This window comes from Arthrobacter sp. MMS24-S77, assembly GCF_054888235.1.
This window is the reverse complement of sequence record NZ_JBTZRN010000001.1, coordinates 1,761,204-1,785,717: the sequence shown is the minus strand read 5'-3', so window position 1 is coordinate 1,785,717 and position 24,514 is coordinate 1,761,204. Positions and strand designations below refer to the sequence as shown.

Below are 24,514 nucleotides of genomic sequence, written 5' to 3'. Positions count from 1 at the left end.
CCTCTAGTTGAAGGTTATAGTTATGTCAAGTAACTCTTAAGTGACGGTATGGGCTATGAATCCGACATTCAATGACCGCCTCCGCGTGTCGTCTGAAAGTCCCAAAAATAGCCCTGAACGCCGCGAAGTTACTTCCTGAAATGGCCTACTTGGTAAATGGATGCCGCGGTGCGCTCACATCGTAGACATTCACCGGAACTTTCGGATTGGCCGGCGCCTTCAGCAACGCTTCCAGGACGCGTGCCTTCAGCTCCTTCTCGTCCGCATTTCCCCAGACGACGATCTTGCCGTCCGTGAGCTTGAGTTCGACGGCGTCGGGCGACTTCGCCGAGGCGCTGGCCATCTTTGCCAGGACATCGGCCGGCAACGTGGCCAGAACGGCGGTGATCGCCTTGAAGAGGTCCTGGTTGGCTCCTTGCCCGTCGATGAGGGGCAAGGGTACCGATGCAGCATCAGGTGATGAACCAAGCTTGACGCCGTCGACGTCGACCAGCAGGTAGCTGTCACCGTTCTTGACCAGCGCCACAGGCACCCGTTCGGTGATGTGCACCAACAATTCCGACGGCGGACGGGCCTCCGTGCTGACGGAGCGTACCTGGACCAGAGGTTTGAGCAGCGCGGCAATCTCGGCGTCGTTGATTTGCGGAAGCGGTTTTCCCTTCACCGGCTCCAGTGCTTTCTGGACTGCGGCCGGCTGGAGCAACTTGGCTCCGTCGACCGTCACAGTGCGCACCGCGAATACCGGTGAATAGATGGCCGCAACGATGATGCCGGCAACCAGCGCGATAACGATGGCCAGCACCGTAAGAACCGTCCGGCGGCGCTTGCGCCCTTTCGGTTCTGGAAAGGCGAGCACATTGCTGTCCTTGCCGCTCGCGGCCGCTGAAGGGACCTCGACGGGATCGTCGAGGCTGCGTTCAGCACTGACGACCCCTGGCCGGGTTCCCGCCCGCGGCTTGAAAGTGGGCTTCCGGGTATCAGCCACCCAACAACTCCACGATCCGGGGCCCATAAGCCGTCACGTCACCGGCTCCGACAGTCAGGATGATGTCGCCTTCCCTGGCCTCGGAGAGAACCGCATCCAAGGCTTCCTGGCCGTCCGCCACCAGTCTGCCGCTCTTGAGGCGCTCGGTGATCAAGGTGCTCGTGACCCCTGGAATAGGGTCCTCGCGTGCCGGGTAGATCTCCAGCACGAGGGCGGTATCGGCTTCTCCAAGAGCCTCCGCAAACTGCTCTGCGAATTCGCGCGTGCGCGAAAACAGGTGCGGCTGGAAGAGCACATGCACCTTGTTGCCGCCCGCCACCGAGCGGGCAGCGGACAAAGCGGCCCGGACCTCCGTGGGGTGGTGGGCGTAGTCGTCATACACCCGGACGCCCCTCCCCTGCCCCTTGAACTCAAATCGCCGCGACGCTCCCGTGAAGTGGCCCAGCGCGGCCGCGGCGGCCTCAGGCGCCACGCCGAGCTCGACGGCGACGCCGAACGCGGCAGCCGCGTTCAGGGCGTTGTGCCGGCCGGGAACTTGAAGATCGAGGCGGTGCCGCTGCCCATCGGCGGAGACCCAGACATCGCCCGGACCGCCATTGTGAAGGCGGATGTCGGCGTCCTCTGCGGTCCCATAGCTCACCACGCGGGTGTTGCCCGCTGAGCGGGTCCGCTCCGCAAGGGCCCGGGCGCCGTCGTCGTCCGCGCAAGCGAACAGGACTCCAGCGGCAGGCAACAGGGCTGCGAAGCTGTCGAAGGAGGCATAGACGGCCTCAGGCGTGCCGTAGTAGTCGAGATGGTCTGCCTCGACGTTGGTGACAACGGCAATGAGCGGCCGGTAATTGAGGAAGGAACCGTCCGATTCATCGGCCTCGGCAACGAAGATGTCCGACGTGCCGTGCGCCGCGTTGACGCCGAGGGCCGGCACATTGGCGCCGATGGCGAAGGATGGATCCAGGCCCGCTTCCTTGAGCAGCACAGCCACCATGGAGGTGGTGGTGGACTTGCCATGGGTGCCTGCCACGGTCACGACACGATCCGTGCCCATCGTTGCCGCGAGGGCCTCGGAGCGGTGCAGCACCGGTAGCCCTGCCGTGCGGGCCGCCTCGAGTTCCGGGTTATCGGCCTTGATCGCCGAACCTGCGACAACAGTTTGCGCGTCGCCAAGATTTCCTGCAGCGTAGCCGACGGCAATCCGGGCGCCGGCGGTCTGAAGGTCCTGCATGACGGGCAGGTCCTTGGCGTCCGAACCACTCACCGCAACGCCCCGGGCCACCATGATGCGGGCGACGGCGGACATGCCTACACCGCCGATGCCGATGAAGTGGACCCGGCCGAGGGAATCGAGGTCTGCAAGGGGCTGGGTCATTCGGATACCGCTTCCAGTACAAGATCAGCCATCCGCTGATCAGCATTTCTGATGCCAAGTTCTTTTGCCTTGCTGGCCATGTCATCAAGGCGGGACTGATCCGTGAGCAAAGGAATCAACTCGGCTTTGAGCCAGTCAGCGGTGAGGGCCGCGTCATCGACCAAAAGGGCGGCACCGGCCTTGACCAACGCGGAGGCGTTCATGGCCTGCTCGCCGTTTCCGACGGGGAGCGGAACGAATACCGCGGGGAGTCCGACGGCGGCTACCTCACTGACCGTTGCCGCTCCGGAGCGCGCAAGGAGGACATCTGCCGCTGCGTAGACGTCTTCCATGCCGTCCACGTACTCCACCTGATGGTACCCATCGGCCGCCAGGGGGGCGCCGTCGTCGTTCTTGACTGCCTTGCCACGGCCGGTGATGTGCAGTGTTTGGATGCCTGCTTCCGCCAAAGCGGCTACTGCGCCGGCAATGGTGCGGTTGATGCTCTGGGCTCCGGAAGAACCGCCGGTCACGATGAGCGCGGGTTGTCCGGCGTCCAAGCCCAGGGATTGCCTGGCATCCGCCCGCCCCGCCGCCCGGTCCAGGCCGGCGATGGCCTTGCGCATGGGCATGCCAACGTGGCGGGCATGCCGCAACCGGGTCTCCGGAAAAGCCACGGCAACATGTTTGGTGAACATAGCCCCTACCCGGTTGGCAAGCCCGGGGCGCGTATTGGCCTCGTGAATGACGATTGGAATCTTCCGCCGCCACGCCGCCAGGTACATCGGCGTGCAAACGTAGCCGCCCACGCCCAGCAGGACGTCGGCCTGCGCGTCGTCGAGAATGCGGCCAGCCTGTTTGACGGCGGCAGCGAGCTTGCCGGGCAGTTTGAGCAGATCCGCGGAAGGCTTCCGGGGAAACGGAACCCGATCAATGGTGGCCAGCTCGTAGCCGGCGGCAGGAACGAGCCGGGTTTCCATGCCATTGGGCGTGCCGACGGCAAGGATGCTGGCGTCCGGCCGCAGGGACTTGAGGGCGTCGGCGATGGCGAGCAGCGGGCTGATGTGTCCGGCGGTCCCGCCACCGGCGAGGACCACGGACAGAGGCTTGGGCTGGGAATTCATGGAGTGCTATGTACGCTTTCGTGCAGTTTTCGCAGGCCGCCCACGCGGTTTGGAAGGGCTGGCAGAGGCCATTTGGGCGCGGGCCAAGGACAACACTACGCCCACGCCGCATAGGGACATCACCAATGCTGAACCGCCATACGAGATGAAAGGCAGCGGAACGCCGATCACGGGCAGCAGACCGGCCACCATGGCCATGTTGATTGCAGCTTGCCCAAGCATCCACGCCATGATCGAACCGCCCAACACACGGGCGAACAGGTCTTCCTGGTGGCTGACCACGCGATAGATGGCTACAGCGAGCAGCGCAAAAAGCACCAGGACCACCAGGGTACCCACCAGGCCGAGTTCCTCCCCGATCACGGCGAAGATGAAGTCATTGTGGGCTTCAGGAATCCACTGGTACTTCTGCCGGCTCTGGCCAAGCCCCACGCCAAGCCAGCCCCCGGAAGCAAGGGCATTCAGCCCCTGTTCGCTCTGGAAACCTATGTCGCTTCCTCCCGCACAGCTCTGCCCCATCCACGAGGTGATCCGGCACATCCGGTTTCCGCTGGTAACGGCGAGTATCAGCGCTGCAGCGGCGGCAACACCACCCGCTGCAGCGAAGAGCTTCAAGTTGACGCCACCGAAGAACAACCCGGCAGCCATGATGAGCATGACCACCAGCGAGGTTCCGAGGTCGTGGCCCAGGACAATCAAGGTAATGATGGCGCCGGAGACCGGAACGATGGGGACCAGTGCGTGCGTCCACTTATCAAGGAGCTTTGCCTTCACGGAAAGGACCGTGGCCATCCAGAGCACCAGCGCGAACTTGGCATATTCCGAAGGCTGGAAGGTGAAGCCGCCGATCTCGATCCAGTTCTGGTTGCCCAGGACCCGTTTGCCGATCACCAGAACGAGAACCAACAAGGCAACCGCAAGTACGATCGCCGGCCACGCGAATCTCTTGAGCCAAAGGACATTGACCCGTGAAAGCACCAACATCAAGACGATGCCGATACCGGCGAAAATTCCTTGCTTGGTGGCGATCGAATACGGGGATTCTCCGGCCGCAATCGCTTCAACGCTGGATGCCGAGAGGACCATGATGATCCCGATAGCCGTGAGCGCAAGCGATGCACCAAGAATCAGGTAGTACGTGGAGCCGTTTCTTGATTTACCGCTTCCCTCAAGCGTTGACCAGAAACCGGCAATCCCGGAACGAATGCGCGATGGCAGCGAGGGTCGAGCATCGCCGGCCGCGCGTCCAGCGGGGGCTGCCTTGCCGGCCCGGGTCCGCCCGGGACCGGTGCGCGTGGGCGTGCTGACCATTGTTACTCCTCGGTGGTCTGTGCCTTGCCTTCCACTAGCTCGCGAACTGCCCGGATGAAAGCGTCGCCACGGTGAGCGTAGGAAGAGAACTGGTCCATGGAGGCAGCCGCCGGGGCCATCAGCACAGTATCGCCGGGCTCGGCGACGCTTGCTGCCGACTCGACAGCATGGGCCATGACGGTGTCGCCGAAGATCGGAGACGGTTCCGCGGCGGCACCAGCTGAATCGGCGGACTGCACCATTTCAGTGTCGCCCTTTGGCTGCCCGATTACGGGCACATCCGCTGCGTGTCGTTGGAGGGAGGCTTCCAGGTCCGCGGTGTCTGTTCCGATCAGGACCACGGCCTTGAGCCTGCGCGCGTTGCTTTTTACCAGCTCGTCATAGTTGACGCCCTTGGACAAGCCGCCGGCGATCCAGACGACGCTATCGAACGCCGAGAGGGCTGCCGAGGCGGCGTGCGGATTGGTGGCCTTGGAGTCGTTGACCCACAGCACGCCGTTCTGCTTCGCCACGGGCTGGATGCGGTGGTCTCCAGGGAGGTAGTTCCTGAGTCCTTCGCGCACGGCTGCTGAATCGACGCCGTAGGCACGCACCAGGGCAGCCGCGGCCAGGGCGTTGGCGACCATGTGTCGAGGGGCACCCGGTCCCAGGTCCGCCAAGGATGCAAGTTCCTCGGCAGAGCTCCTGCGTTCTTCAATGAACGCGCGGTCCACGAGCAACCCCTCGACAACGCCAAGCATGCTGACTGCCGGCGTCAAGGTGGTGAATCCGATCGCCCTGCAACCCTCCACGACGTCGGCGTTTTCCACCATGCGTTCGGTCTCGATCTGTTCAGCGTTGTAAATGCACGCCTTTTGCGTGTGCTCGAAGATCTTTGCCTTGTCCGCAAGGTAAGACTCGTAAGAGCCGTGCCAGTCAACGTGGTCTTCGGCCACATTGAGGCAGACACTAGCCACGGGAGAGAGCGATTCACTCCAGTGGAGCTGGAAGCTGGAGAGTTCAACGGCGAGGGCGTCGTATTCCACAGGATCCCGGAGGGCGTCGAGGATCGGAGTCCCGACGTTTCCGACAGCAATCGCCTTGAGGCCCGCCGCCTGCAGCATGGCCTCGGTCATGCCCACAGTGGTGGTCTTGCCGTTGGTACCCGTGATCGTGAGCCAGTCCGCCGTCTTGCGGCCCTCGCGTTCGCGCACCCGCCAAGCGAGTTCGACGTCGCCCCACACCGGTACATGGGCGCGTTTGGCAGCTGCCAGGAGGGATTGGTCCGGCCGCCAGCCCGGTGAGGTCACCACGAGTTCGGCCTTCTCGCCATCCACCAAAGGCAGTGCCTTGACGGCATCCTGGCCAAGCAGGACGTCGGCCGCGCCGACGATCTTCAAGGTGTCCGCCTGGGCGAGGGCCCTGGCGCTCGTGGCGGCGTCAACCACCACCACCCGCGCCCCGAGTTCGATCAAGGTGTCGGCGGCGGCGAAACCGGAGACGCCGATGCCCGTCACGACGACGCGAAGGCCCTTCCAGTCGGAATCCCAACTGATGAGGTTCCGGAGCCGGTCATTGGCCGAAGGCTTGGATTGAAGACTCGCACTCACAGCAGCACCACCCATTCAGCATAGAAAATACCAAGGCCCGCGGCCACGAAAAGGCCACAGAGAATCCAGAATCGGACAACCACCGTGATCTCGGCCCAGCCCTTGAGTTCGAAGTGATGCTGCAAGGGGGCCATCTTGAAGACCCTTTTGCCCTTGGTGACTTTGAAGTAGCCCACCTGGATGATGACCGACAGCGTGATGAGAACGAAGAGCCCGCCGATGATGCCCAACAAAAGCTCGGTCCGGGACAGGATGGCAAAGCCGGCCACTGCCCCACCGATTGCCAACGAACCGGTGTCCCCCATGAAGATCTTCGCCGGGGACGTGTTCCACCAGAGGAAGCCCACAAGCGCGGCACTGCAGATGGCGGCCAAAAGCGCGAGATCGAGCGGGTCACGGACCGAATAGCAGCCACTGCCGGCCTCACGCGGCGAACCGCAGGCCTGGTTGTTCTGCCAGATTCCCATGAGGGTATATGCCCCGAAGACCATGATGGAGGCACCCGCGGCCAAGCCGTCCAGGCCGTCCGTCAGGTTGACACCGTTGGTTGCCGCCGTGACGATCAGGTTTGACCAGATCACGAACAGGATGGCCCCGAGGACTGTGCCCCCGAAGGCCAGGTTCAGCCAGGGAATGTCCCGGACGAGGGAAATATGCGTGGATGCCGGAGTGATGCCGTCCGCGTCAGGGAAGTTCAGGACCAGCACCGCGAAGACGATGCCGACAAACGCCTGGAGGATCAGCTTGGCTTTGGCGTTGAGTCCGAGGCTGCGCTGCTTGGAAATCTTGATGAAATCGTCAAGGAATCCAACGAATCCCATACCGACCATGAGGAACAACAAAAGCAGGCCCGAAGCGGACGGGCCCGGCGAACGAGGGTTCATCATCCACATGATCAGATGGGTCAACCCATAGCTGATGAGCACGGCGGCCACCACCACAGTGCCGCCCATGGTGGGAGTACCGCGCTTGGTGTGGTGGGAAGTGGGTCCGTCATCCCGGATGAACTGGCCGTAGCCCTTGGTCACGAGGAACCGGATGAAGAGTGGTGTCCCGATCAAAGCCACCAGGAGTGCGACGCCAGCGCCGATCAGCAGTGCAATCACAGGAGCTCGTTCCCTTCATTGGCGGCGGTTACAGCCGCGGTGTTCGCACTCGTTCCGGCCTGTGGGGGTAATGCTATCCGATCCCCCAAATGGCGGAGGCCTACCCCGTTCGAGGACTTGAACAGGACCAGATCGCCCGGCTCAAGCTCAGCCCGCAGGAGTTCGTAAGCCTCGTCAGCCGTCTCGGCGAAACTGCACTCGTTGCCCCAGGAGCCTTCCTGGATCGCGGAAATGTACAGCGCCCGGGCTTCGCGGCCAACCACCACCAGACGGGAAATGTTCAAGCGAACCACTTGGGTCCCCACGGCCGTGTGTTCGCGGATGGAATCTTCGCCAAGTTCCAGCATCGCGCCCAGGACGGCCCAGGTGCGACGCCCTTGGCCGAGGTCGGCAAGGGTGCGCAAGGCGGCGCGCATGGATTCAGGATTCGCGTTGTAGGCGTCGTTGATGATGGTGACGCCATCTGCCCGCTCCGTGCGTTCCATCCGCCACCGGCTGGCAGGCGACTGCTCGCTCAGCGAGGCGGCGATGTCGGTCGCGGGGACGCCTGCCGCATATGCCGCGGCCGCGGCGGCGAGCAGGTTGGTGATGTGGTGCGCACCGATGAGCTTGCTGTGGACCGCATGGGAGGCTCCGTCGTCGGGCAGGACGAGTTCGAATTCCGGGTGGCCGTCTTCGTCGATATCGGCGTTCCTGGCTTCGACAGCCGCGCCGGAAGCGCCGGTCGCCGTGGTTCCGAGCACCTTGGCCTGGGTGCGGGAAACCATCGCCGCGACCCGGGCGTCGTCGAGGTTGATGACCGCCGTTCCGTCCTGCCCCAGGGCTTCGACGAGTTCGCCCTTGGCCTTGGCGATGTTCTCCACGCCACCGAACTCGCCAGCGTGCGCGGTGCCGACGCCAAGAACGACGCCGATGTCCGGTTGGACCATCTCGGCGAGGTACTTGATGTGGCCAACTCCGGTGGCGCCCATTTCGATCACGAGATAGCGGGTGCCGGCGTCGGCTCCGAATACGGTGAGCGGTACACCGACTTCACCGTTGTACGAACCCTGGGGTGCCACCGTGGCACCGGCCCGGGACAGGATGCCGGCCAGCAGGTCTTTCGTAGTGGTCTTGCCCGCCGAGCCCGTGATGCCAATGACGGTAAAAGGCTCCCCCTGTGCCGCGCGGGCAGCGCGGATGCGGCGCACGGACTCGGCGGCCAGCGCACCCATGGCGAGCACGGCGTCATCGACGACGACGGCCGGGTACGTCCGGCCGTCGGCGTCGGAAACGTCGCGCTCAGTCAACGCCAGAACGGCACCGCGCTCAAATGCCGCCCCCACAAAGGCATGGCCGTCCGCGTTCTCTCCCGGCTTGGCCACATACATCGATCCGGCAGCCACCTCACGGGAATCGGTGACGATGGACCCGGGAACAATGCCCGGGTCCGCTGCCAAGCGGCCGTTGGTGATATCGGCGATTTCCGCCGCAGTAAGTGCAATCATCTCGGTCTAGGACTCTATCCGCTCATCCGTGGAAACTCTGAATCCCCTGGCTGTCAAGGCAGCCCGCAGTTCTACGCGGTCATCGAGTGCAAGGTTGACACCCTTCACTTCCTGCCAGACCTCGTGGCCGCGGCCGGCGATCAGGATGGTGTCCCGTTCAGTGGCCAATTCCACGGCCTGGCGAATGGCAACATCCCGGGGATACGCTTCCACGATCTCGCAGTCGAGCCCCTCGGACTCCCGGGCGGCGCGGGCTCCGGCGATGACTTCCGAACGGATGGTTGCGGCGTCTTCGTCGTGGGGGTCGTCGTCGCTGACAATGACGACGTCGGCGAGCCGGGCGGCTATGGCGCCCATGGTCGGCCTCTTGCCCTGGTCCCGTTGGCCTGTGGCGCCGAAAACGACAATCACCCGGGATCCGGGTTCCTGGGAGCGTACAGCCGTCAGGGCCCTCGCCAGCGCGTCCGGGTTGTGCGCGAAATCAACCACGGAGGCCGGGGCGTCCGAGATCAGCTGCATCCGGCCGGGTACGGAAACGGTAAAGGGATCGTCACTGTCCAGCGCCGCCTGCAATGCCTTCGGGTCGATGCCGGAAGCCAGCACCATGACGGTGGCCAGGGCTGCGTTGGCGACGTTGAAGTCCCCCGGCAATCCTGTGTGGACCCGCAGGACCGTTCCGTCACGGTGGCGCAGCACGAAGTCGGTTCCGAGCCCTCGTTGCATGGTGGCGACCACAGTCCAGTCGGCGTCCGTGCCGGGTACGGCGGACACCGTAGTCACGGGAATTCCGGCCTCTTCGGCCAGCAACCGCCCCCACTGATCGTCCACGGTCACCACGCCCCGGCGTGCGCGGTCGGTGGTGAAGAGTTCCGCTTTGGTCCGGAAGTACTCATCCATGCTTCCGTGAAGGTCCAGGTGGTCCTGGGTCAAGTTGGTGAATCCGGCTACATCGAACGTCACCGAGTCGACCCGGTGGAAGGACAGGGCGTGGGAGGAGACTTCCATGGAAGCCGCGTCCAACCCGCGTTCCCGCATGAGGGCGAGCAAGGCATGGACATCCGTTGACTCCGGCGTCGTCAGCAGGCTCGGGATGGCTTCGCCTCCCGCGACGATTTCGATCGTCCCAATCAGGCCGGGGTTCTTGCCCAGGGCGCGGAGAAGCGAATTGATGAAGTAGGTTGTGGTGGTTTTGCCGTTTGTACCCGTGACGCCGAAAAGCGTCGGCGAAGCCTCATCGCGCGGTTGGCTGCGATAAATGAGTGCAGAGAGAGGCCCGACGGCGGCGCGGGGACTGCTGACGATCAGGACAGGAACAGCGAGGTCCTCGCCAAGCGCCAGCCGGCGGGCGCCGTCTTCATCGCTCAAGACGGCCACAGCGCCAGCGGCCACAGCTTGGGGGACAAAGTCGGCCCCGTGGCGCGTGGCTCCGGGCAGGGCCAAGTACAAATCCCCCGGCTCGACGGTGCGCGAGTTGAGGGACACCCCAGTCACTGAGGTGCCGCCGGAGTCCGGGGGAAGGACGATTCCCAGGGATGCGGCGATGACCTCAAGGGGGACCGCCGCCACGAACGCGGGACGGAAGCCGGGTTTGTCCGTAGCCGGCGTGTTCCCTGTGGGGATCGATACGGCGTCATTCTGCTCTGACAAAGGGGTCTCCGTTGGTACTCGTAAAACTGGCCGCGCGGGAACCGCAGGGCTCCCGGAATCGGCATGGGTGGATCGTAATATGGCCGGACAGATGCCCAACAAGCTTACTTGGCGAAACTGATTTACTTGGCGTACTGGCCTTATTTGGCGTACTGGGGGAACCGCGCCGGAGTTCCGGTGGACGGAGGGACGTTGTAGGTGCGCAGGACCTGGCCCATGACCGAGCGGAAAATCGGCCCTTGGGTGATGCCGTAGATGTTGCCTTTAGGACGCTGGACAACTACCTCGACGATGAACCGTGGATTTTCCATGGGCGCCATTCCAATGATGGAAGCGGTGAACCCATCGAAGCCCGGCAGTCCATCTTCACGGGGTGCTTCGGAGGTTCCCGTCTTCGCACCCACCCGGTATCCGTCGATGCCGGCATCCTTCACTTCGCCCATGGTGACGTTGCTCTCAAGGATGTCGCGGACCTGCTGCGCCGTCTCCTTGGAAACGACTTGTCTGGGATCCTTGGCAGGAACTTTCGCCTCGACTCCATCGGCGCCGACGTAGCCGTCGATGAGCCGCGGTTGCAGCATCACGCCGTCGTTGGCGACGCTTTGGTACGCCCGGACCGTCTGGAGTGTTGATTGGGAAACCCCCTGGCCGAACAGCACTGTGTACTGCTGCCGGTCGTCCCATTGCTCCGGCTTCGCGAGGATGCCGGTGGCTTCAGCGGGAAGACCGATGTCCGGAGCTTCGCCGATGCCGAAGCGCTTGAGGTAGTCGTACCGCTGTTGCTTGGTCAGGCGGCTGCCGACCATTACGGTACCGGTGTTCATCGAATAGCCGAGGATGCCGGCGAGGGTCCTTTGTTCGGTGCCGTGCGTGAAAGCGTCGGTGAACGTCTGGCCGTCAATGGTTACAGCCGGCGGAATGGTGAAGGTGTCCAGCGGACTGGACTTTCCTTCATTGATCGCGGCCGATGCCGTGATCATTTTCTCGACCGAACCAGGTTCGTAGGCGGCCGTCACGGACCGCACGCCGCGGTCCGCTGCCGCAACTTTGCCGGGGTCATTGGGGTCCGGGGCATTGGTGTCCGCCATCGCGATGATGTTCCCGGTCTTGATGTCCTCGACAACGACCGATCCCCACTCGGCACTGAGCTGGTTGACCTGCGTTTGGATGGCCTGCTGCGCAAAGTACTGGATATCCGTGTTCAGAGTCAGCTTGACGTCTTTGCCATTCACGGCGGGGGTCAGCAGGTCGGTTGCCACGGGGATGCGAAGACCGTCCGCACCGATCTCGAAGACCCGCTTTCCGTCTTTCCCGCGGAGGAGCTCGTCTTGGGTCTGTTCAAGGCCTGCCTGGCCCGTGGTCCCGTCCTTGAGGAATCCGATGACGCCACCGGCAACGCTCCCATTGGGGTAGACACGTTTGCTGATGCCTTCCGATCCGACACCCGGGATATGCAGCTGGGAGATCTGGTCTTCAACCTCGGGCTTCACTTCCTTGGCCACGATGTTGTATTTTTTCTCGCCGGTCACTGCTTGCGTAAGCTGGCTGACATCCAGCCCCAGGGCGCTGGCGAGCTCGGCTATGCCTTGGGCCCTGGAGATCTTGTCGATGCCTTGGGTCTGGGAGTTGTAGCGCGAAAACTCGGTGGTGGCGGTGTTGACAGTTTGGTCCACCACGATGTTGTAGCGGATGACGCTGCTGGCCAGCACAGTGCCGTTGGCGTCAAGGATCCTGCCACGTTCGGCAGGCAGGATCGTGGATTTCAGCCGGTTGTTATAGGCCGCCTCGGCCATACCGCCGACGTCCAGTCCCTGGACGAGGAACAACTTGCCCCCAACCACCAGCAGCAACGTCAGCATGATTCCCAGGCCGATGCGCAGGCGCTTCTTCGCCGCCGGCGTTCTCTTGTTCTTCGATTTGCCGGTTTTCTGCACCACGTCGATTCCTTGCTGCTTGCCTTGCTGTTTACCCTGAAATCAGGTCGGCTGGACGCTATTGCCCGGGCACCTTCTGCTGTGGAGCCGGGACCGAACCACCGTGAAGATCCACAACCGGCGGCTTGGGTGCCACAGGAGCCGCGGGCGCCGCCGGCTTGGCCGGTGGGGAGTCAGCAGTTCCTGTTGGTTTGCGGTTTTCCAACGGATCTTTGGTAGTTGCAGGAGGTACGACGCTGAGCTGGCCTGCAACCGCAGGAGCAGCGATGACGGCACCGGGATTTTGTCCCTTGACTGCCGGCGTCGCCTTACCTGTGACCGTCAGGTTGTCCAGATTGATCTGGCCCGTGGCAGTGGAGGCTACCATTCCCAATTCTGCAGCCTTGGCGGCCAGATTCTGCGGAGCTTCGAAGTTCTGGACCTGCTGTGTCAGATCCTGGTTCTGCTTGTTCAGGGTCGCAGCATCGTTCCTGAGTTTCACAAGATCGTACTGGGCAGTGGAAACAGAGATGTTGAGCACGAGGACTGTCAGCAAGGCCGCCGCGAGTACGCCAAAGCAAAAGACGACGAACGGAGTGCGTCGTCTTCCGGGCACGCTCTGGACGAGCGAGAGCGGCGTCCGCGCCTTGCGGGGGGCTTCGCGCTCCGGGCCTCGGACGGGCAGGGCGCGCGCGGTGTTGCCCACTGTGGTCGGCAGGATCTTCGCGGCGGCGGTGCTCATGCTGTTCTCCTCGCTTTGATGCGTTCCACGGCCCGCAGTCGGGCAGATGCCGCACGCGGGTTTTCGGCGATTTCTTCGGGGGTCGGCACTTCCGTGCCTTTAGTCAAGGTCTTGAATTCCGGCTTGTGTTCTTCGAGCTCCACCGGGAAACCTAGCGGAGCTGATGACTTGGACCGTGACTGGAATACTGACTTGACGATCTTGTCTTCGAGCGAGTGGTAGGACATCACCACCACACGTCCGCCCATGGCCGATGCCGAGAGCGCAGCAGGTACCGCCCGTTCCAGGACGTCGAGTTCTTCGTTGACTTCAATCCGCAGTGCCTGGAAGGTCCGCTTTGCAGGATGTCCCCCGGACTTTGCGGCCGATGCAGGAACCACGCCGCGAATCTGCTCTACCAGTTCTCCCGTGGTGGCAAACGGTTTGCTGGCCCTCGCCGCGACGATCCGATTGGCGATCCTGCCGGCAAACTTCTCTTCGCCCCATTTGCGGATGATCCGCACCAGGTCTTCTTCGGAATAGTTGTTGACAACGTCAGCGGCAGTCTGGCCGCGGCTCGTGTCCATGCGCATGTCCAGTGGTGCGTCGTAGGAGTAGGCGAAGCCGCGCTCCCGCTCGTCCAGCTGGAGGGACGACACACCAAGGTCCATGAGGATGCCGTGGACCTCGGGGATGCCAAGGTCCGCAAGGACATCTTCAATCTCGTCATAGACGGCATGCACCAGATCGGTCCGAGCCTCGAACGGCTTCAAGCGCGCCCCGGCCAGGGCGAGCGCCTCTTCGTCCCGGTCTATGCCCACGAGGTGCAGATCGGGGAAACGTTGCAGCATAGCTTCGGAGTGGCCACCCATTCCCAAGGTGGCGTCGATGGCCACGGGCGTTTCTCCACGGCTGCGGGCCGCCTCAAAACCGGGGGCCAACAAATTGATGCACCGGTCCTTCAGGACCGGTACATGGCGCTCCGAGGTTGGCTTTGGCGCGTCTTGCTCCTCCATGTGGCCTCCTCAGTGCTGAATTATTCGGTGCATCTGCCGGTCAGTTGGTTGCTTCTTGGGTCGGATCCCCATCCGCGCCTATCGCAGTGTCCGCCTGGCTCCGGGGAAGGTGAGCCAGGAAAACAATGTGATGGGCGGCTGGAGATCCCATCCAAGAAGCCTTGCTGCTTCCTGGCCCGGTTTCTAAATGAACCCGGGAAGGTTGTCGTCGTCGGTCTCCGAGAAGGCGGCTTCCTTCTCGGCCAGGTACTCATCCCAAGCTTGGGCATCCCAGATCTCCGCACGGGTTCCGGCGCCGATGACGGCCAATTCCCGATCGAGACCTGCGTAGCTCCGGAGCGCCTGCGGAATCGTCACGCGCCCCTGCTTGTCAGGTACCTCGTCAGAGGCTCCGGACAGGAAAACCCGGATGTAGTCACGTGACTGCTTGGAGGAGATGGGGGCCTCCCGCATGGACTCGTGAATACGTTCGAATTCCCGCTGGCTGAAGACGTAGATGCAACGTTCCTGGCCTCTTGTGAGCACCAAGCCGTCAGCAAGTTCCTCGCGGAACTTGGCGGGAAGGATGATCCGGCCCTTTTCGTCCAGACGAGGAGAATGCGTGCCAAGAAACACTGGCCCACCGCCCCCATCCGTAAAGGTGCCCGTACCTGCCCCACGCCGCCACTACCCTCTTACTTGCTCCACTTTACTCCACAAGCCCCCACAGTCAACGCAATCCGGCGTGTTTCTGCCCCACTTTCGAATGAAGGCGCCTGAAAACGCATGGATTTCGTACGGGGTGGAAAGTGGAGCGGATTCTGCGGTGCACTCCCGGGAGGCGCCCGACGCCGGGGCCAAAGCCGCGCCCTCGCCCTCCTGTGATGCGGCGAACCTGCCGTTAAATGCGAAAAGACCCGAAATTCGGGTCTTTTCGCAATCAGGCCGACGCCTGGTGGTGCAATGTGGAGGACTCGGCTTCCTGCGGAAGACAAGTCCTAAAAGGGCGCCTAACTACTCTTCGCCGCGGCGACGCTCGTCCCAGCGCTCCTCAAGATTGCTCATGAATGAATTCCTGGCCTTGCCGGGCTTGGCACTCTTCCCCTTGCCGCCGATAGCCCTTCGCAGGGTCGCAAAGTAAACGCCGGCGCCCATGACAATGAAGCCCAGCACACCAAGGAAGATGTTCTGCAACGACACACCTACCAACAACAAGAGGATCCCGGCGATAGTGCCTAGAACGCCAATAACGATGTGCCTGGTCGACCATGAACGAATGGGGTCAGAGCCCATTGAATTGGCAAACTTTGGATCGTCCTCATGCAGTTGCTTCTCGAGTTGCTCGAGGAGCTTCTGTTCGTGCTCCGAGAGGGGCATCGCGACCTCCTTTAGTCGGCCAGCGTCTCGATACGCCGCTGCCGTTGCCTCTGTTCCTTTGAACGGACGAATCCAAAAAAGGGTTCCCGAAGACCGGGTCTTGTGAACACGGTCTCACGGAACGGACGCAACGGAGCAATTTATCCAGACGGTCTAAATCTGTGTATCTCTAGGATAGTTTGTTGGCCGCTGTTCTGAAAGACACGCCGGAGGCACACAAGGAGCTCTTCGACGCCTAAGGAGATCCGGGCTCTTCGGGCTCTGCGCGCGGTTCCAGAAGCCTCGCCGGAAGGACGGTTTTGCTGCCGAATCGCTCGGTGACGCGGTCGAGCGCCTGCTCAGCCGCCCGCCAGTTGTCGTCCCTGCGATCCAGGCTCAACTGCAGCGAGGCGTGTTCGGCCGGTTCGAGCTGCTCGGCCCGCACCCCCACAAGGCGCACGCTCATGGGCCTGTCCCCCAAGGATGCCAAGAGCTGGCTCGCCACTTGATAGATCAGCTGGGCACTGTCCACCGGCGTATGCATCGTCTTGCTGCGGCTGATTGTCGAAAAATCGGCATAGCGCAGCTTCAGCGCGATGGTCCGGGCCACCATGCCGGCAGTCCGTAGCCGTGAAGCGGTGCGGTGTGAGAGCCTGAGCAACTCGCGGTGCAGCAGTGCATCGTCCGGGGTATCGACCGCGAAGGTTTCTTCGGAGCCAATGCTCTTTTCCAGGCGTGTGGGCGTGACCGGCCGAGGATCCAAACCCATGGACAATCGGTGGACGTGCTCTCCCGAAGCTCCGAGGACCCTTTTCAAGGAAGAAAGCGGCGTTGCAGCAACATCGGCCACAGTGCGGATCCCCAGCCTGGCAAGGACATCGGCAGTCTTGGCCCCGACTCCCCACAAGGCGCTTACGGGAAGACCATGCAGGTACGCTACGGTCTGGTCCGCCTCAATGAGCAGCAGGCCGTCAGGCTTGCAGCGCGTGGAAGCAATTTTGGCAACGAACTTGTTGGCGGCGATCCCCACGGACGCCGTGATTCCCAGCTCCGAAGCGACGCGGCGCCGGATCAGATGGCCGATCTGAAGTGGCGGACCCAATCTCCTGATCGCCCCACCGACGTCCAGGAAGGCTTCGTCGACGCTCAGGGGCTCTACGAGATCGGTTATTGATTCAAAGATTCCCATCAACTGCCGGGAGACCTCGTAGTAGAGGCCGTGGCGTGGTTCGATGATGACCGCTTTGGGGCACATCCGCATGGCGTTGGCCATGGGCATGGCCGACCTTACGCCCAAGGCACGCGCTTCGTAGGAGGCCGACAGCACAACCGAGCGATCCACGGGGAAGCCCACAATGACAGGTTTTCCGCGGAGTTCAGGACGGGTCCGCAATTCAACCGAGACGAAGAAGGCATCCATGTCCACGTGGAGGATGCTGGTACGCCTCAACTCCCGCAAAGCAGCAGGATCCGGGGTGAATCCTTGCCCGGGGTCCTCTGCTTGTGGTCTCACAAGGAAATCCTATGCCGCTGTACTGGTTAAACTGGAGGCAGCTTCCGGCACCCTAAGCTGGAAGCAGCATCCGGCGTCGTCCCCAGGAGGAAATCCCTGTGAAGCTCTTTGGAAAGCCTCAACCCGTCAGCCTGGCCCTGTTGGCCACGGGTGTCGCGTTGACCATTTCGGCTTGCGGGTCGTCCCCTGCAAGCACGGCATCCCAAGGGCCGGCGCCAACATCGTCCGGGCCCGCGGCTGCTTCGGCAAGCCCCGCGCCTACTACTTCTTCAACGGCTACCCCGGGAGCATCCGCGACCGTCGGAGCCCTCGTACCGGGGTTCCCGAAACAACTGATTCCACTGATGCCGCAGGCAGCCGTGGAGTCCAGCAGCTTCGACAAGAACACCTCGCCGGCTTCGGTGGCCTTGGTCGGCACTATTGCATCGCCGGCCGACACCGTGGTGGCCTTTTATACGTCTGCTCTCACGGCACAGGGTTTCAAGGAAGTTCCCGGGAACACTGTGGGAAGCATCAAATCGAAAGACTTCCTGCGTGGGGACAATGAAACGGTAAACATCTCGGTGGTGGAAATCGCGGGCAAATCCACGTTCACCATCGGCGCCAACGTGGCCGCCGGGTCCGTCAAGTGACTACGGAAAGCCTCGGTGCGGAACAGGGCCGTTTTGTTGCCGACGTCGCCGCCAAACTTAACGGCTTCCTTGGTGCGCAACAGGAGACCATGGCGACCATATCCTCCGATGTCACTCCCCTCATGGGCTCCATCACGAACCTTGTCACAGGTGGGAAGCGCCTCCGGGCCTTGATGTGCTACTGGGGGTGGCGGGGTGCCGGAGGTGAGTCTGCGCATCCCGACATCATCACGGCCGGCTGCGCCTTGGAACTCTTCCAAGCCGCAGCCCTGATTCACGACGACATCATCGACCGCTCTGATACCCGGCGCGGAGGTCCCAGCGTGCACAAGCGGTTCAGCCAGCTCCATGAGAGCCAGGGCTGGGCACTCGACAGCGAACGGTTCGGGCATGCGGCCGCTATTCTCACTGGGGACCTGTGCCTGTCCTTCAGTGAGGAAGCGTTCACGCAGATCGGCGCCAGGGCTGCGTCCGGGACCTCTGCGCGGCGGATCTTCAACCTGATGCGCGCCGAGGTCATGGCCGGGCAGTACCTGGACATCCTGGAGGAAGTAGCAGGTCCGGTTCGGGACCGCGGGGGTGCAGTCAAGCGCGCCCAGTCCATCATCCGTTTCAAGTCGGCAAAGTATTCGACAGAACACCCCCTGGCACTTGGGGGCGCCTTGGCCGGCGCCAGCAAAGAGCTCCTGCAAGGCTATTCCGCCTTTGCGCTACCGCTTGGTGAGGCATTCCAGCTGCGCGACGACGTCTTGGGTGTGTTCGGAGACCCCGGGACTACTGGAAAGCCAGCGGGAGATGACCTGCGCGAAGGCAAGCGGACCGTGTTGGTCGGCTTCGCCATCAACCAAGCCGGAGCTGCCGATTCCGCCTACATCGACACCACGCTCGGCAGGCAGGACCTCGGTGAGGCCGAGGTTGCCGAGATCAGGCGGATCATCGTGGATTGCGGAGCGCTCGAAGCCACGGAATCAATGATCGAAGAGCTCAGCAACGAAGCTTTCGAAGCCTTGGAACGCCTCCCCCTGGCTGAACTCCCACTCACTGCACTCCGGCAGCTGGCCGAAGCCGCTGTCAGCCGGGCCGCATGAACTCTTGCTTAATCCGGGCGAAAAGCAGGCTGAGGATACGGCTTAATACAGTGGTGGCGGCAGTTTCCTGCCGCCACCACTGTATTAAGGCGGGTCCTTACCAGGCCAGCGATTGGGCCCGGCGTCGGATTTCCGTCTTGCGCCCTTCACGCAGCGCATCGACAGGGCGGCCACGCAGCGACTCGTCCGGAGTGAAGAGCCATGCAATGAGCTCCTCATCCGTATACCCGGCATCGCCCAGCACTGCAATGGTGCCCTTCAGGCTGTCCACCAAATGACCGTCCTGGATGAAGAGGGCGGGAATCGAGCGGATGTTCCGTTCGCCCACTCTCACAGCCACAACTGCACGCTCATCCAGAAGACCGTGGACTTTGGTGATTGAAACGTTCAGCAGCTCTGCGACATCGGGCAGCGGCAGCCAATCGGAAACGAGGCTTTCTACATTACTCACGGATCAAGATTGCCACGCCCGTGGGCTTTGCGCCTAGCCAGCCCGGCGGCCAGGCAGGATTTGTGGCCGTGAATTGCCCAAGAATCGAATACCCCGGGATTTCTTGTGCGGAATCGAAAAATGTGAGAGATTCACATTGATCACATTTGCATCACTACTCACTTTAGAAACACTGGTATCACTGGCAACAGCGGCATTCCCAAAATATCCGCTGCTGAGATGAGGATTGCTCCCATGACGACGCCCCGCTCGCCCAAGAAGACAACGAGCATGCCCATAATTGCGGCCACCACAGCGGCCCTGCCCGCCGTCATGCTCTCTTCACTGGCGCTTGCCCAACCGGCAACTGCGCTACCGGCGGTACAGCCTCAGAGGATCCCGTCCACCCTGGCCGCGGCGATGAAGGCCCAGGCTTCGGCCGCGGCTGCCAACGTCATTCCGGCGTCTGCGGTTGCTTCGGCAATCCCGGCTTCAATGCAGGCAATGGCTCCTGCCGTTCCGGCCATGTACACGATCGTCCGGGGCGATACCATCAGCGGCATCGCGTCCCGCTATGGGTTGAACACCAACACTGTGCTGCAGCTTAACGGGCTCTCGGCCAACACCATCATCTACCCGGGAAAGCAGATCAAGCTGTCCGGTTCCGGGACTGCTGCGTCGGCTCCGGCACCGGCCGCGCCAAGCCCTGCCCCCAAGCTGGCGTCGTCATCGTCGGCCGCGACTTACACCGTCAAGTCCGGCGATACGCTGGGCGGCATTGCCGCCCGCAACGGCGTGGCTCTCTCCGACGTCTTCAACTGGAACGGCCTCAACGGCCGGTCCATCATCTACCCGGGACAGAAGATCAAGGTCGGTCCGGGAACAAACGCACCAGCTCCTGCGGCGCCGGCACCTGCCCCGGCACCGGCCACGCCGGCAGTACCGGCAGTTGCCAACACCGGCTCTTACACGATTAAGTCCGGTGACACTTTGGGCGGCATTGCGTCCCGCCTTGGCGTCTCCCTTTCGTCGCTGCTCTCGGCCAACAAGCTGTCCATGAGCACCATCATTTACCCTGGCCAGAAGCTCGCCATCCCCGGCGCTCCTGCCGCTCCGGCTCCCGTCGCTACCCCCTTGGTTCCGAGCACTTTCCTGGGCTACACGTACCCGGCGGCCGTCGTCAGCTCAGCCAACGCGAACAAGGCGCTGCTCAATGCTTCTCCGGTTCCGAGCACCACCCAGATGAAGGGGATTGTGGCAGACACTGCGCGCCGGATGGGCGTAGACCCCTCCCTGGCATTGGCATTCGCCTACCAGGAATCCGGCTTCAATCAGCGTGCGGTATCGCCTGCCAACGCCATCGGCACCATGCAGGTTATTCCTTCCTCCGGCGAATGGGCCTCCCAACTGGTAGGACGCAAGCTCAACCTTCTTGACCCGTACGACAACGTCACCGCCGGCGTCGCGATCATTCGGGCGCTGGTGAACACGAGCAAGGACGTCAACACGGCCATCGCAGGCTACTACCAGGGCCAGTACTCAGTGAGCAAGTACGGCATGTATGACGACACCAAGGCCTACGTCGCCGCAATCCTTGCCCACAAGAAGAACTTCAGCTGAACCACGCCGCAAACACGGGCCCGGATCGCATGCCGATTCGGGCCCGTGTTTTTGCTCAACTAGGATCGTAGGGTGCAGGAACAAGTTTCGGACCATCTCCTCGGCTCCCTCGTGGACGGGCGCTACCTCGTCCGATCGCGCCTCGCGGGCGGCGGAATGTCCACCGTCTACCTTGCCACTGACGAGCGACTCGACCGCGACGTGGCGCTTAAAGTGCTGCATCCGCATCTGGCCAACGACCAAAACTTCCTTGACCGCCTCCAGCGCGAGGCTCGGGCCGCCGCCAGCCTGTCCCACCCGCATGTCGTAGGCGTCCTCGACCAGGGTCAGGACGGCCATGTTGCATACATCGTCATGGAGTACATCAAGGGGCATACCCTCCGCGATGTCCTCAACGAAAAGAGCGCCCTTCCGCCCCGGCTGGCCTTTGCGCTGATAGACCCCGTCATCGAAGGACTCGCTGCCGCCCACGCAGCGGGGCTGATACACCGCGACGTGAAGCCGGAGAATGTCCTGATCGCCGACGACGGCCGCATCAAGGTGGGCGATTTCGGCTTGGCCCGGGCGGTGACGGCGACCACGAGCACCGGTTCCCTGATCGGCACGGTTGCCTACTTGGCTCCCGAACTGGTCCTAGGCAAGCCCGCCGACGCCCGGAGCGACATCTACTCTGCCGGCATCATGCTCTACGAGATGCTTACCGGCGAGCAACCATACTCCGGCGACGTTCCCATCCAGGTGGCTTACCAGCACGTCAACTCGAGCGTCGTGCCGCCGTCGCTCGCTGTTCCTGGACTCGCTGCCGACGTGGACGAACTCGTTCAATGGTGCACCGCAAAGGAGCCCGAAGAGCGTCCTGTGGACGGGTCTTCGCTCTTGTCGGAACTGCGGCATATCCGGACTACCCTGAGCGACGCACAACTGGACATCACCCCGCCGGCCGCCAAGGCGCTTGCCGCGGAGGCGGAAGGTGGACAAGACGCGGGGGCAACCGTGGTTGTCGCATCTTTCCATGCCGAGCGCACGGAGACACTGGAAACGATCGGCCGCCCAACGGAGATTATCTCGAGCCAGCGCAATCCGACCACGGTGCTGCCGCCGTCGGGCTTCTCCCCCGGTGCGACGACGGGTCAAACCGTATTGCCCTCGGAGCGGCCTGCTCCGGCGAGTAAACGCGACATCAAGAAAATGGCGCGTCAGGAAGAAAAGGACCGCGCCCGCGCCGCGGCCACGCCGTCGCGCTCTTTGCGGGAAGGCAATCCGCGCCGCCGGGCGGTGATCTGGACAGTTGTGGTGATTGTCCTGGCAATCCTTGCCACAGCCGCGGGCTGGTTCTTCGGCATGGGGCCAGGCTCGCCCGGAACCATTCCGGACACGAAAAACAAGACGGTGGCGGAAGCCCAGCAACTGCTGAGAACCGCCGGCTTCCAATCTGAGCCGAAGGACGTGTTCGACGACGAAGTCACGGCCGGGTTGGCGATTGGAACGGAGCCCGCGTCCGGCCAAGTAATCCGGAAGTTCCAACCCGTGTCGCTCTTCGTTTCGAAGGGTCCCCAGTTGTTTCCGCTCACCGCGATGACGGGCCTGACACTGGACCAGGCCAAGAATGCGCTTGGCACGGCCGGGATGACGCTCGGGAAGGTGACCGAGCAGTATGACGACAAGGTGCCTTCAGGCTCGGTCATCTCCCAGGCCCCCGCTCAGGACACGGCAGTCCGCCACGGTACGCCGGTGGCATTGGTGGTTTCCAAGGGACCACAGCCCCTTCCTGTACCCGATGTCCGCGGCATGACCCAGCAAGCTGCGGTCAAAGCGATCAGCGACGCCGGCTTGACCGCCAAAATTGCGCCGGAACCCGTCAATGACAAGAAGGTTCCGGCGGGGGCCGTGGTCAGCCAGACCCCGGCGAACGGCACTTTGACCCGTGGCGAGCCGGTCACCTTGACCCTGTCCAAGGGACCGAAGCTGGTGCATGTTCCCAGCTTCATCGGCAAGCAGGCGGACGCCGCTCGCAAAGCTTTGGAGTCGCTGGGGTTCGACGTCAAGATCAACAACGTCCTAGGCGGCTTCTTCGGCACCGTCCGTGACCAGAACCCGGTGGACAGCGATGCCCCGGAGGGCGCCGTCATCACCTTGACCGTGGTGTAGACCTTACAAACAGAGAGGCGATCCGGAATGTTCCGGATCGCCTCTCTGTTTGTGTCTTACTCGCCGCCCGTTCGCCGGCCGACTGACCTATCGCTTTGTGAGTGCCCCGGCCACGAGGAATGCCATCTCAAGGGACTGCATGTGGTTCAGGCGGGGATCGCACACGGACTCATAGCGGTCCAGGAAGGCGTCCTGGTCAATCGGATCGGCTCCGCCGAGGCATTCCGCGACGTCGTCGCCGGTCATCTCCATGTGCAGGCCACCCGGTACCGTGCCCAGTGCATGGTGAACCTCGAAGAATCCGCGGACTTCGTCCACGACGTCGTCAAAGTTGCGGGTCTTGTAGCCGTTGGGCGAGGTGACCGTGTTCCCATGCATCGGATCCGTGACCCAAAGAACCTGGGCACCGGAGGCGGTGACCTTCTCGACGACGGCGGGCAGCTTCTCCCGGATGTTCTTGGAACCCATCCGGGTGATGAAGGTGAGGCGGCCTGGCTCGCGGTTCGGGTCCAGCTTGTCAATAAGCCGCAACGCGTCGTCGCCGGTGGTTCCGGGACCGAGCTTGACGCCGATGGGATTGCGGACACGGGAGAGGAAGTCCACGTGCGCATGATCGAGTTCACGCGTACGCTCGCCAATCCAGAGGAAGTGGCCGGAGGTGTCGTAAGGAAGTCCCGTGCGGGAGTCGATGCGCGTCAGGGCGCGTTCGTAGTCCAGCAGCAATGCCTCGTGGCTCGCGAAGAACTCCACGCGCTTGAGGGCTTCAAAGTCGGCACCACAGGAATCCATGAATTTGATGGCACGGTCGATGTCCCTGGCCAAGGACTCGTAGCGGGCGTGGGCAGGGTTCTCTGTGAAGCCCTTGTTCCAGAGGTGCACCAGGCGAAGATCGGCAAAGCCCCCCTGCGTGAAGGCGCGGATGAGGTTCAGGGTGGAAGCCGAGGTGTGGTACGCCTTCAGCATGCGGCCGGCGTCGTGGGCCCGGGACTCCGGAGTGAAGTCGTAACCGTTGACGATGTCGCCACGATAGGCAGGCAACGTCACGCCGTCGCGGGTCTCTTCGTTCGAGGATCGCGGCTTGGCGAACTGGCCGGCCATGCGACCCATCTTGATGACGGGCATGGCCGCACCATAGGTGAGGACAACGGCCATCTGCAGGATGGTGCGGACGCGGGCGCTGATCTTGTCGGCCGTGGCGTCCTCGAAAGTCTCGGCGCAGTCGCCACCTTGAAGCAGGAAGGCCTTGCCCTGGGCTGCCGCGGCCAAGCGCTCGCGCAGCACATCCACTTCGCCGGCGAAGACCAGCGGCGGGAGCACGGAGAGTTCTTTGACAGAGGCATCGAAGACGCCCCTATCGGACCAGGTGGGTTGCTGCGAGATAGGCAGCTGCCGCCAGTCGTCCAAGCCGGGATAGTTTGCCGCGCCACTTTGCGCGGTGCTGGTCATGGGGCTGCCCAGCGGGCTGGTCACGGACGGTGCGGGGTTCGCGGATAGCTCAGTCACT

Annotated in this window: 20 protein-coding genes; 4 read left to right on the top strand and 16 right to left on the bottom strand. The window is 62.9% G+C overall.

Features of this window, described 5'->3' with window-relative positions; translation table 11 throughout:
* Positions 1 to 145 precede the first annotated feature (145 nt).
* The 14 genes from ACX5I4_RS08145 to dinB all read right to left on the bottom strand — a co-directional run bounded on the left by ACX5I4_RS08145 (position 146) and on the right by dinB (position 17,092).
* Complete coding sequence (locus ACX5I4_RS08145) at positions 146 to 985, bottom strand: cell division protein FtsQ/DivIB (protein WP_461836233.1); 840 nt, start codon at positions 983 to 985, stop codon at positions 146 to 148.
* Positions 978 to 2,351 (bottom strand): UDP-N-acetylmuramate--L-alanine ligase, encoded by a 1,374-nt coding sequence (gene murC / locus ACX5I4_RS08140; protein WP_461836232.1) that lies wholly within the window; start codon positions 2,349 to 2,351, stop codon positions 978 to 980. The genes ACX5I4_RS08145 and murC overlap by 8 nt, the downstream gene beginning before the upstream one ends.
* On the bottom strand, positions 2,348 to 3,454 hold the full coding sequence (gene murG, locus ACX5I4_RS08135) for an undecaprenyldiphospho-muramoylpentapeptide beta-N-acetylglucosaminyltransferase (RefSeq protein ID WP_461836231.1): 1,107 nt from the start codon (positions 3,452 to 3,454) through the stop codon (positions 2,348 to 2,350). The genes murC and murG overlap by 4 nt, the downstream gene beginning before the upstream one ends.
* 6 nt (positions 3,455 to 3,460) lie before the next feature.
* Entirely contained in the window at positions 3,461 to 4,765 is a 1,305-nt protein-coding gene (ftsW, locus tag ACX5I4_RS08130) for a putative lipid II flippase FtsW (RefSeq protein ID WP_461836230.1), read from the bottom strand.
* Positions 4,766 to 4,767: 2 nt separating this feature from the next.
* Positions 4,768 to 6,369, bottom strand: coding sequence for a UDP-N-acetylmuramoyl-L-alanine--D-glutamate ligase (gene murD / locus ACX5I4_RS08125; RefSeq protein WP_461836229.1), 1,602 nt, complete (start codon positions 6,367 to 6,369; stop codon positions 4,768 to 4,770).
* Entirely contained in the window at positions 6,351 to 7,460 is a 1,110-nt protein-coding gene (mraY, locus tag ACX5I4_RS08120; protein ID WP_461836228.1) for a phospho-N-acetylmuramoyl-pentapeptide-transferase, read from the bottom strand. The genes murD and mraY overlap by 19 nt, the downstream gene beginning before the upstream one ends.
* The gene (locus tag ACX5I4_RS08115) at positions 7,457 to 8,947 is read right to left on the bottom strand and encodes a UDP-N-acetylmuramoyl-tripeptide--D-alanyl-D-alanine ligase (protein ID WP_461836227.1); all 1,491 of its coding nucleotides are present in this window, start codon (positions 8,945 to 8,947) and stop codon (positions 7,457 to 7,459) included. The genes mraY and ACX5I4_RS08115 overlap by 4 nt, the downstream gene beginning before the upstream one ends.
* A gap of 6 nt (positions 8,948 to 8,953) precedes the next feature.
* The gene (locus ACX5I4_RS08110) at positions 8,954 to 10,594 is read right to left on the bottom strand and encodes a UDP-N-acetylmuramoyl-L-alanyl-D-glutamate--2,6-diaminopimelate ligase (RefSeq protein ID WP_461836226.1); all 1,641 of its coding nucleotides are present in this window, start codon (positions 10,592 to 10,594) and stop codon (positions 8,954 to 8,956) included.
* Between the two features lie 140 nt (positions 10,595 to 10,734).
* Positions 10,735 to 12,531 carry a peptidoglycan D,D-transpeptidase FtsI family protein gene (locus ACX5I4_RS08105; RefSeq protein ID WP_461836225.1) on the bottom strand — a complete coding sequence of 599 codons (1,797 nt, stop codon included), beginning with the start codon at positions 12,529 to 12,531 and terminating at the stop codon, positions 10,735 to 10,737.
* Positions 12,532 to 12,586: 55 nt separating this feature from the next.
* Positions 12,587 to 13,249 (bottom strand): hypothetical protein, encoded by a 663-nt coding sequence (locus tag ACX5I4_RS08100; protein ID WP_461836224.1) that lies wholly within the window; start codon positions 13,247 to 13,249, stop codon positions 12,587 to 12,589.
* Positions 13,246 to 14,244 (bottom strand): 16S rRNA (cytosine(1402)-N(4))-methyltransferase RsmH, encoded by a 999-nt coding sequence (gene rsmH / locus ACX5I4_RS08095; RefSeq protein WP_395801892.1) that lies wholly within the window; start codon positions 14,242 to 14,244, stop codon positions 13,246 to 13,248. Before rsmH ends, ACX5I4_RS08100 begins: the two co-directional genes overlap by 4 nt.
* A 183-nt stretch (positions 14,245 to 14,427) precedes the next feature.
* On the bottom strand, positions 14,428 to 14,859 hold the full coding sequence (mraZ, locus tag ACX5I4_RS08090; protein ID WP_184738974.1) for a division/cell wall cluster transcriptional repressor MraZ: 432 nt from the start codon (positions 14,857 to 14,859) through the stop codon (positions 14,428 to 14,430).
* Between the two features lie 378 nt (positions 14,860 to 15,237).
* The gene (locus ACX5I4_RS08085; protein WP_461836223.1) at positions 15,238 to 15,600 is read right to left on the bottom strand and encodes a DUF3040 domain-containing protein; all 363 of its coding nucleotides are present in this window, start codon (positions 15,598 to 15,600) and stop codon (positions 15,238 to 15,240) included.
* Between the two features lie 235 nt (positions 15,601 to 15,835).
* Complete coding sequence (dinB, locus tag ACX5I4_RS08080) at positions 15,836 to 17,092, bottom strand: DNA polymerase IV (protein ID WP_461836222.1); 1,257 nt, start codon at positions 17,090 to 17,092, stop codon at positions 15,836 to 15,838.
* A 344-nt stretch (positions 17,093 to 17,436) separates the two neighbouring features.
* On the opposite strand from dinB, the gene ACX5I4_RS08075 reads away from it, so the two are divergent.
* Both ACX5I4_RS08075 and ACX5I4_RS08070 read left to right on the top strand, forming a co-directional pair.
* Positions 17,437 to 17,724 (top strand): hypothetical protein, encoded by a 288-nt coding sequence (locus ACX5I4_RS08075; RefSeq protein ID WP_461836221.1) that lies wholly within the window; start codon positions 17,437 to 17,439, stop codon positions 17,722 to 17,724.
* Complete coding sequence (locus ACX5I4_RS08070) at positions 17,721 to 18,812, top strand: polyprenyl synthetase family protein (RefSeq protein ID WP_461836220.1); 1,092 nt, start codon at positions 17,721 to 17,723, stop codon at positions 18,810 to 18,812. Before ACX5I4_RS08075 ends, ACX5I4_RS08070 begins: the two co-directional genes overlap by 4 nt.
* 97 nt (positions 18,813 to 18,909) lie before the next feature.
* On the opposite strand, the gene ACX5I4_RS08065 is transcribed toward ACX5I4_RS08070, so the two are convergent.
* Complete coding sequence (locus ACX5I4_RS08065; protein ID WP_461836219.1) at positions 18,910 to 19,263, bottom strand: Rv2175c family DNA-binding protein; 354 nt, start codon at positions 19,261 to 19,263, stop codon at positions 18,910 to 18,912.
* A 234-nt stretch (positions 19,264 to 19,497) separates the two neighbouring features.
* Between ACX5I4_RS08065 and ACX5I4_RS08060 the strand changes: the two genes are divergently transcribed.
* Positions 19,498 to 20,862: a lytic transglycosylase gene (locus tag ACX5I4_RS08060; RefSeq protein ID WP_461836218.1), complete on the top strand. Its 1,365-nt coding sequence runs from the start codon at positions 19,498 to 19,500 to the stop codon at positions 20,860 to 20,862.
* 72 nt (positions 20,863 to 20,934) lie between these two features.
* Entirely contained in the window at positions 20,935 to 23,010 is a 2,076-nt protein-coding gene (pknB, locus tag ACX5I4_RS08055; RefSeq protein ID WP_461836217.1) for a Stk1 family PASTA domain-containing Ser/Thr kinase, read from the top strand.
* A gap of 87 nt (positions 23,011 to 23,097) precedes the next feature.
* On the opposite strand, the gene ACX5I4_RS08050 is transcribed toward pknB, so the two are convergent.
* Positions 23,098 to 24,513, bottom strand: coding sequence for a class II 3-deoxy-7-phosphoheptulonate synthase (locus ACX5I4_RS08050; RefSeq protein ID WP_461836216.1), 1,416 nt, complete (start codon positions 24,511 to 24,513; stop codon positions 23,098 to 23,100).
* Between the last annotated feature and the right edge of the window lies 1 nt (position 24,514).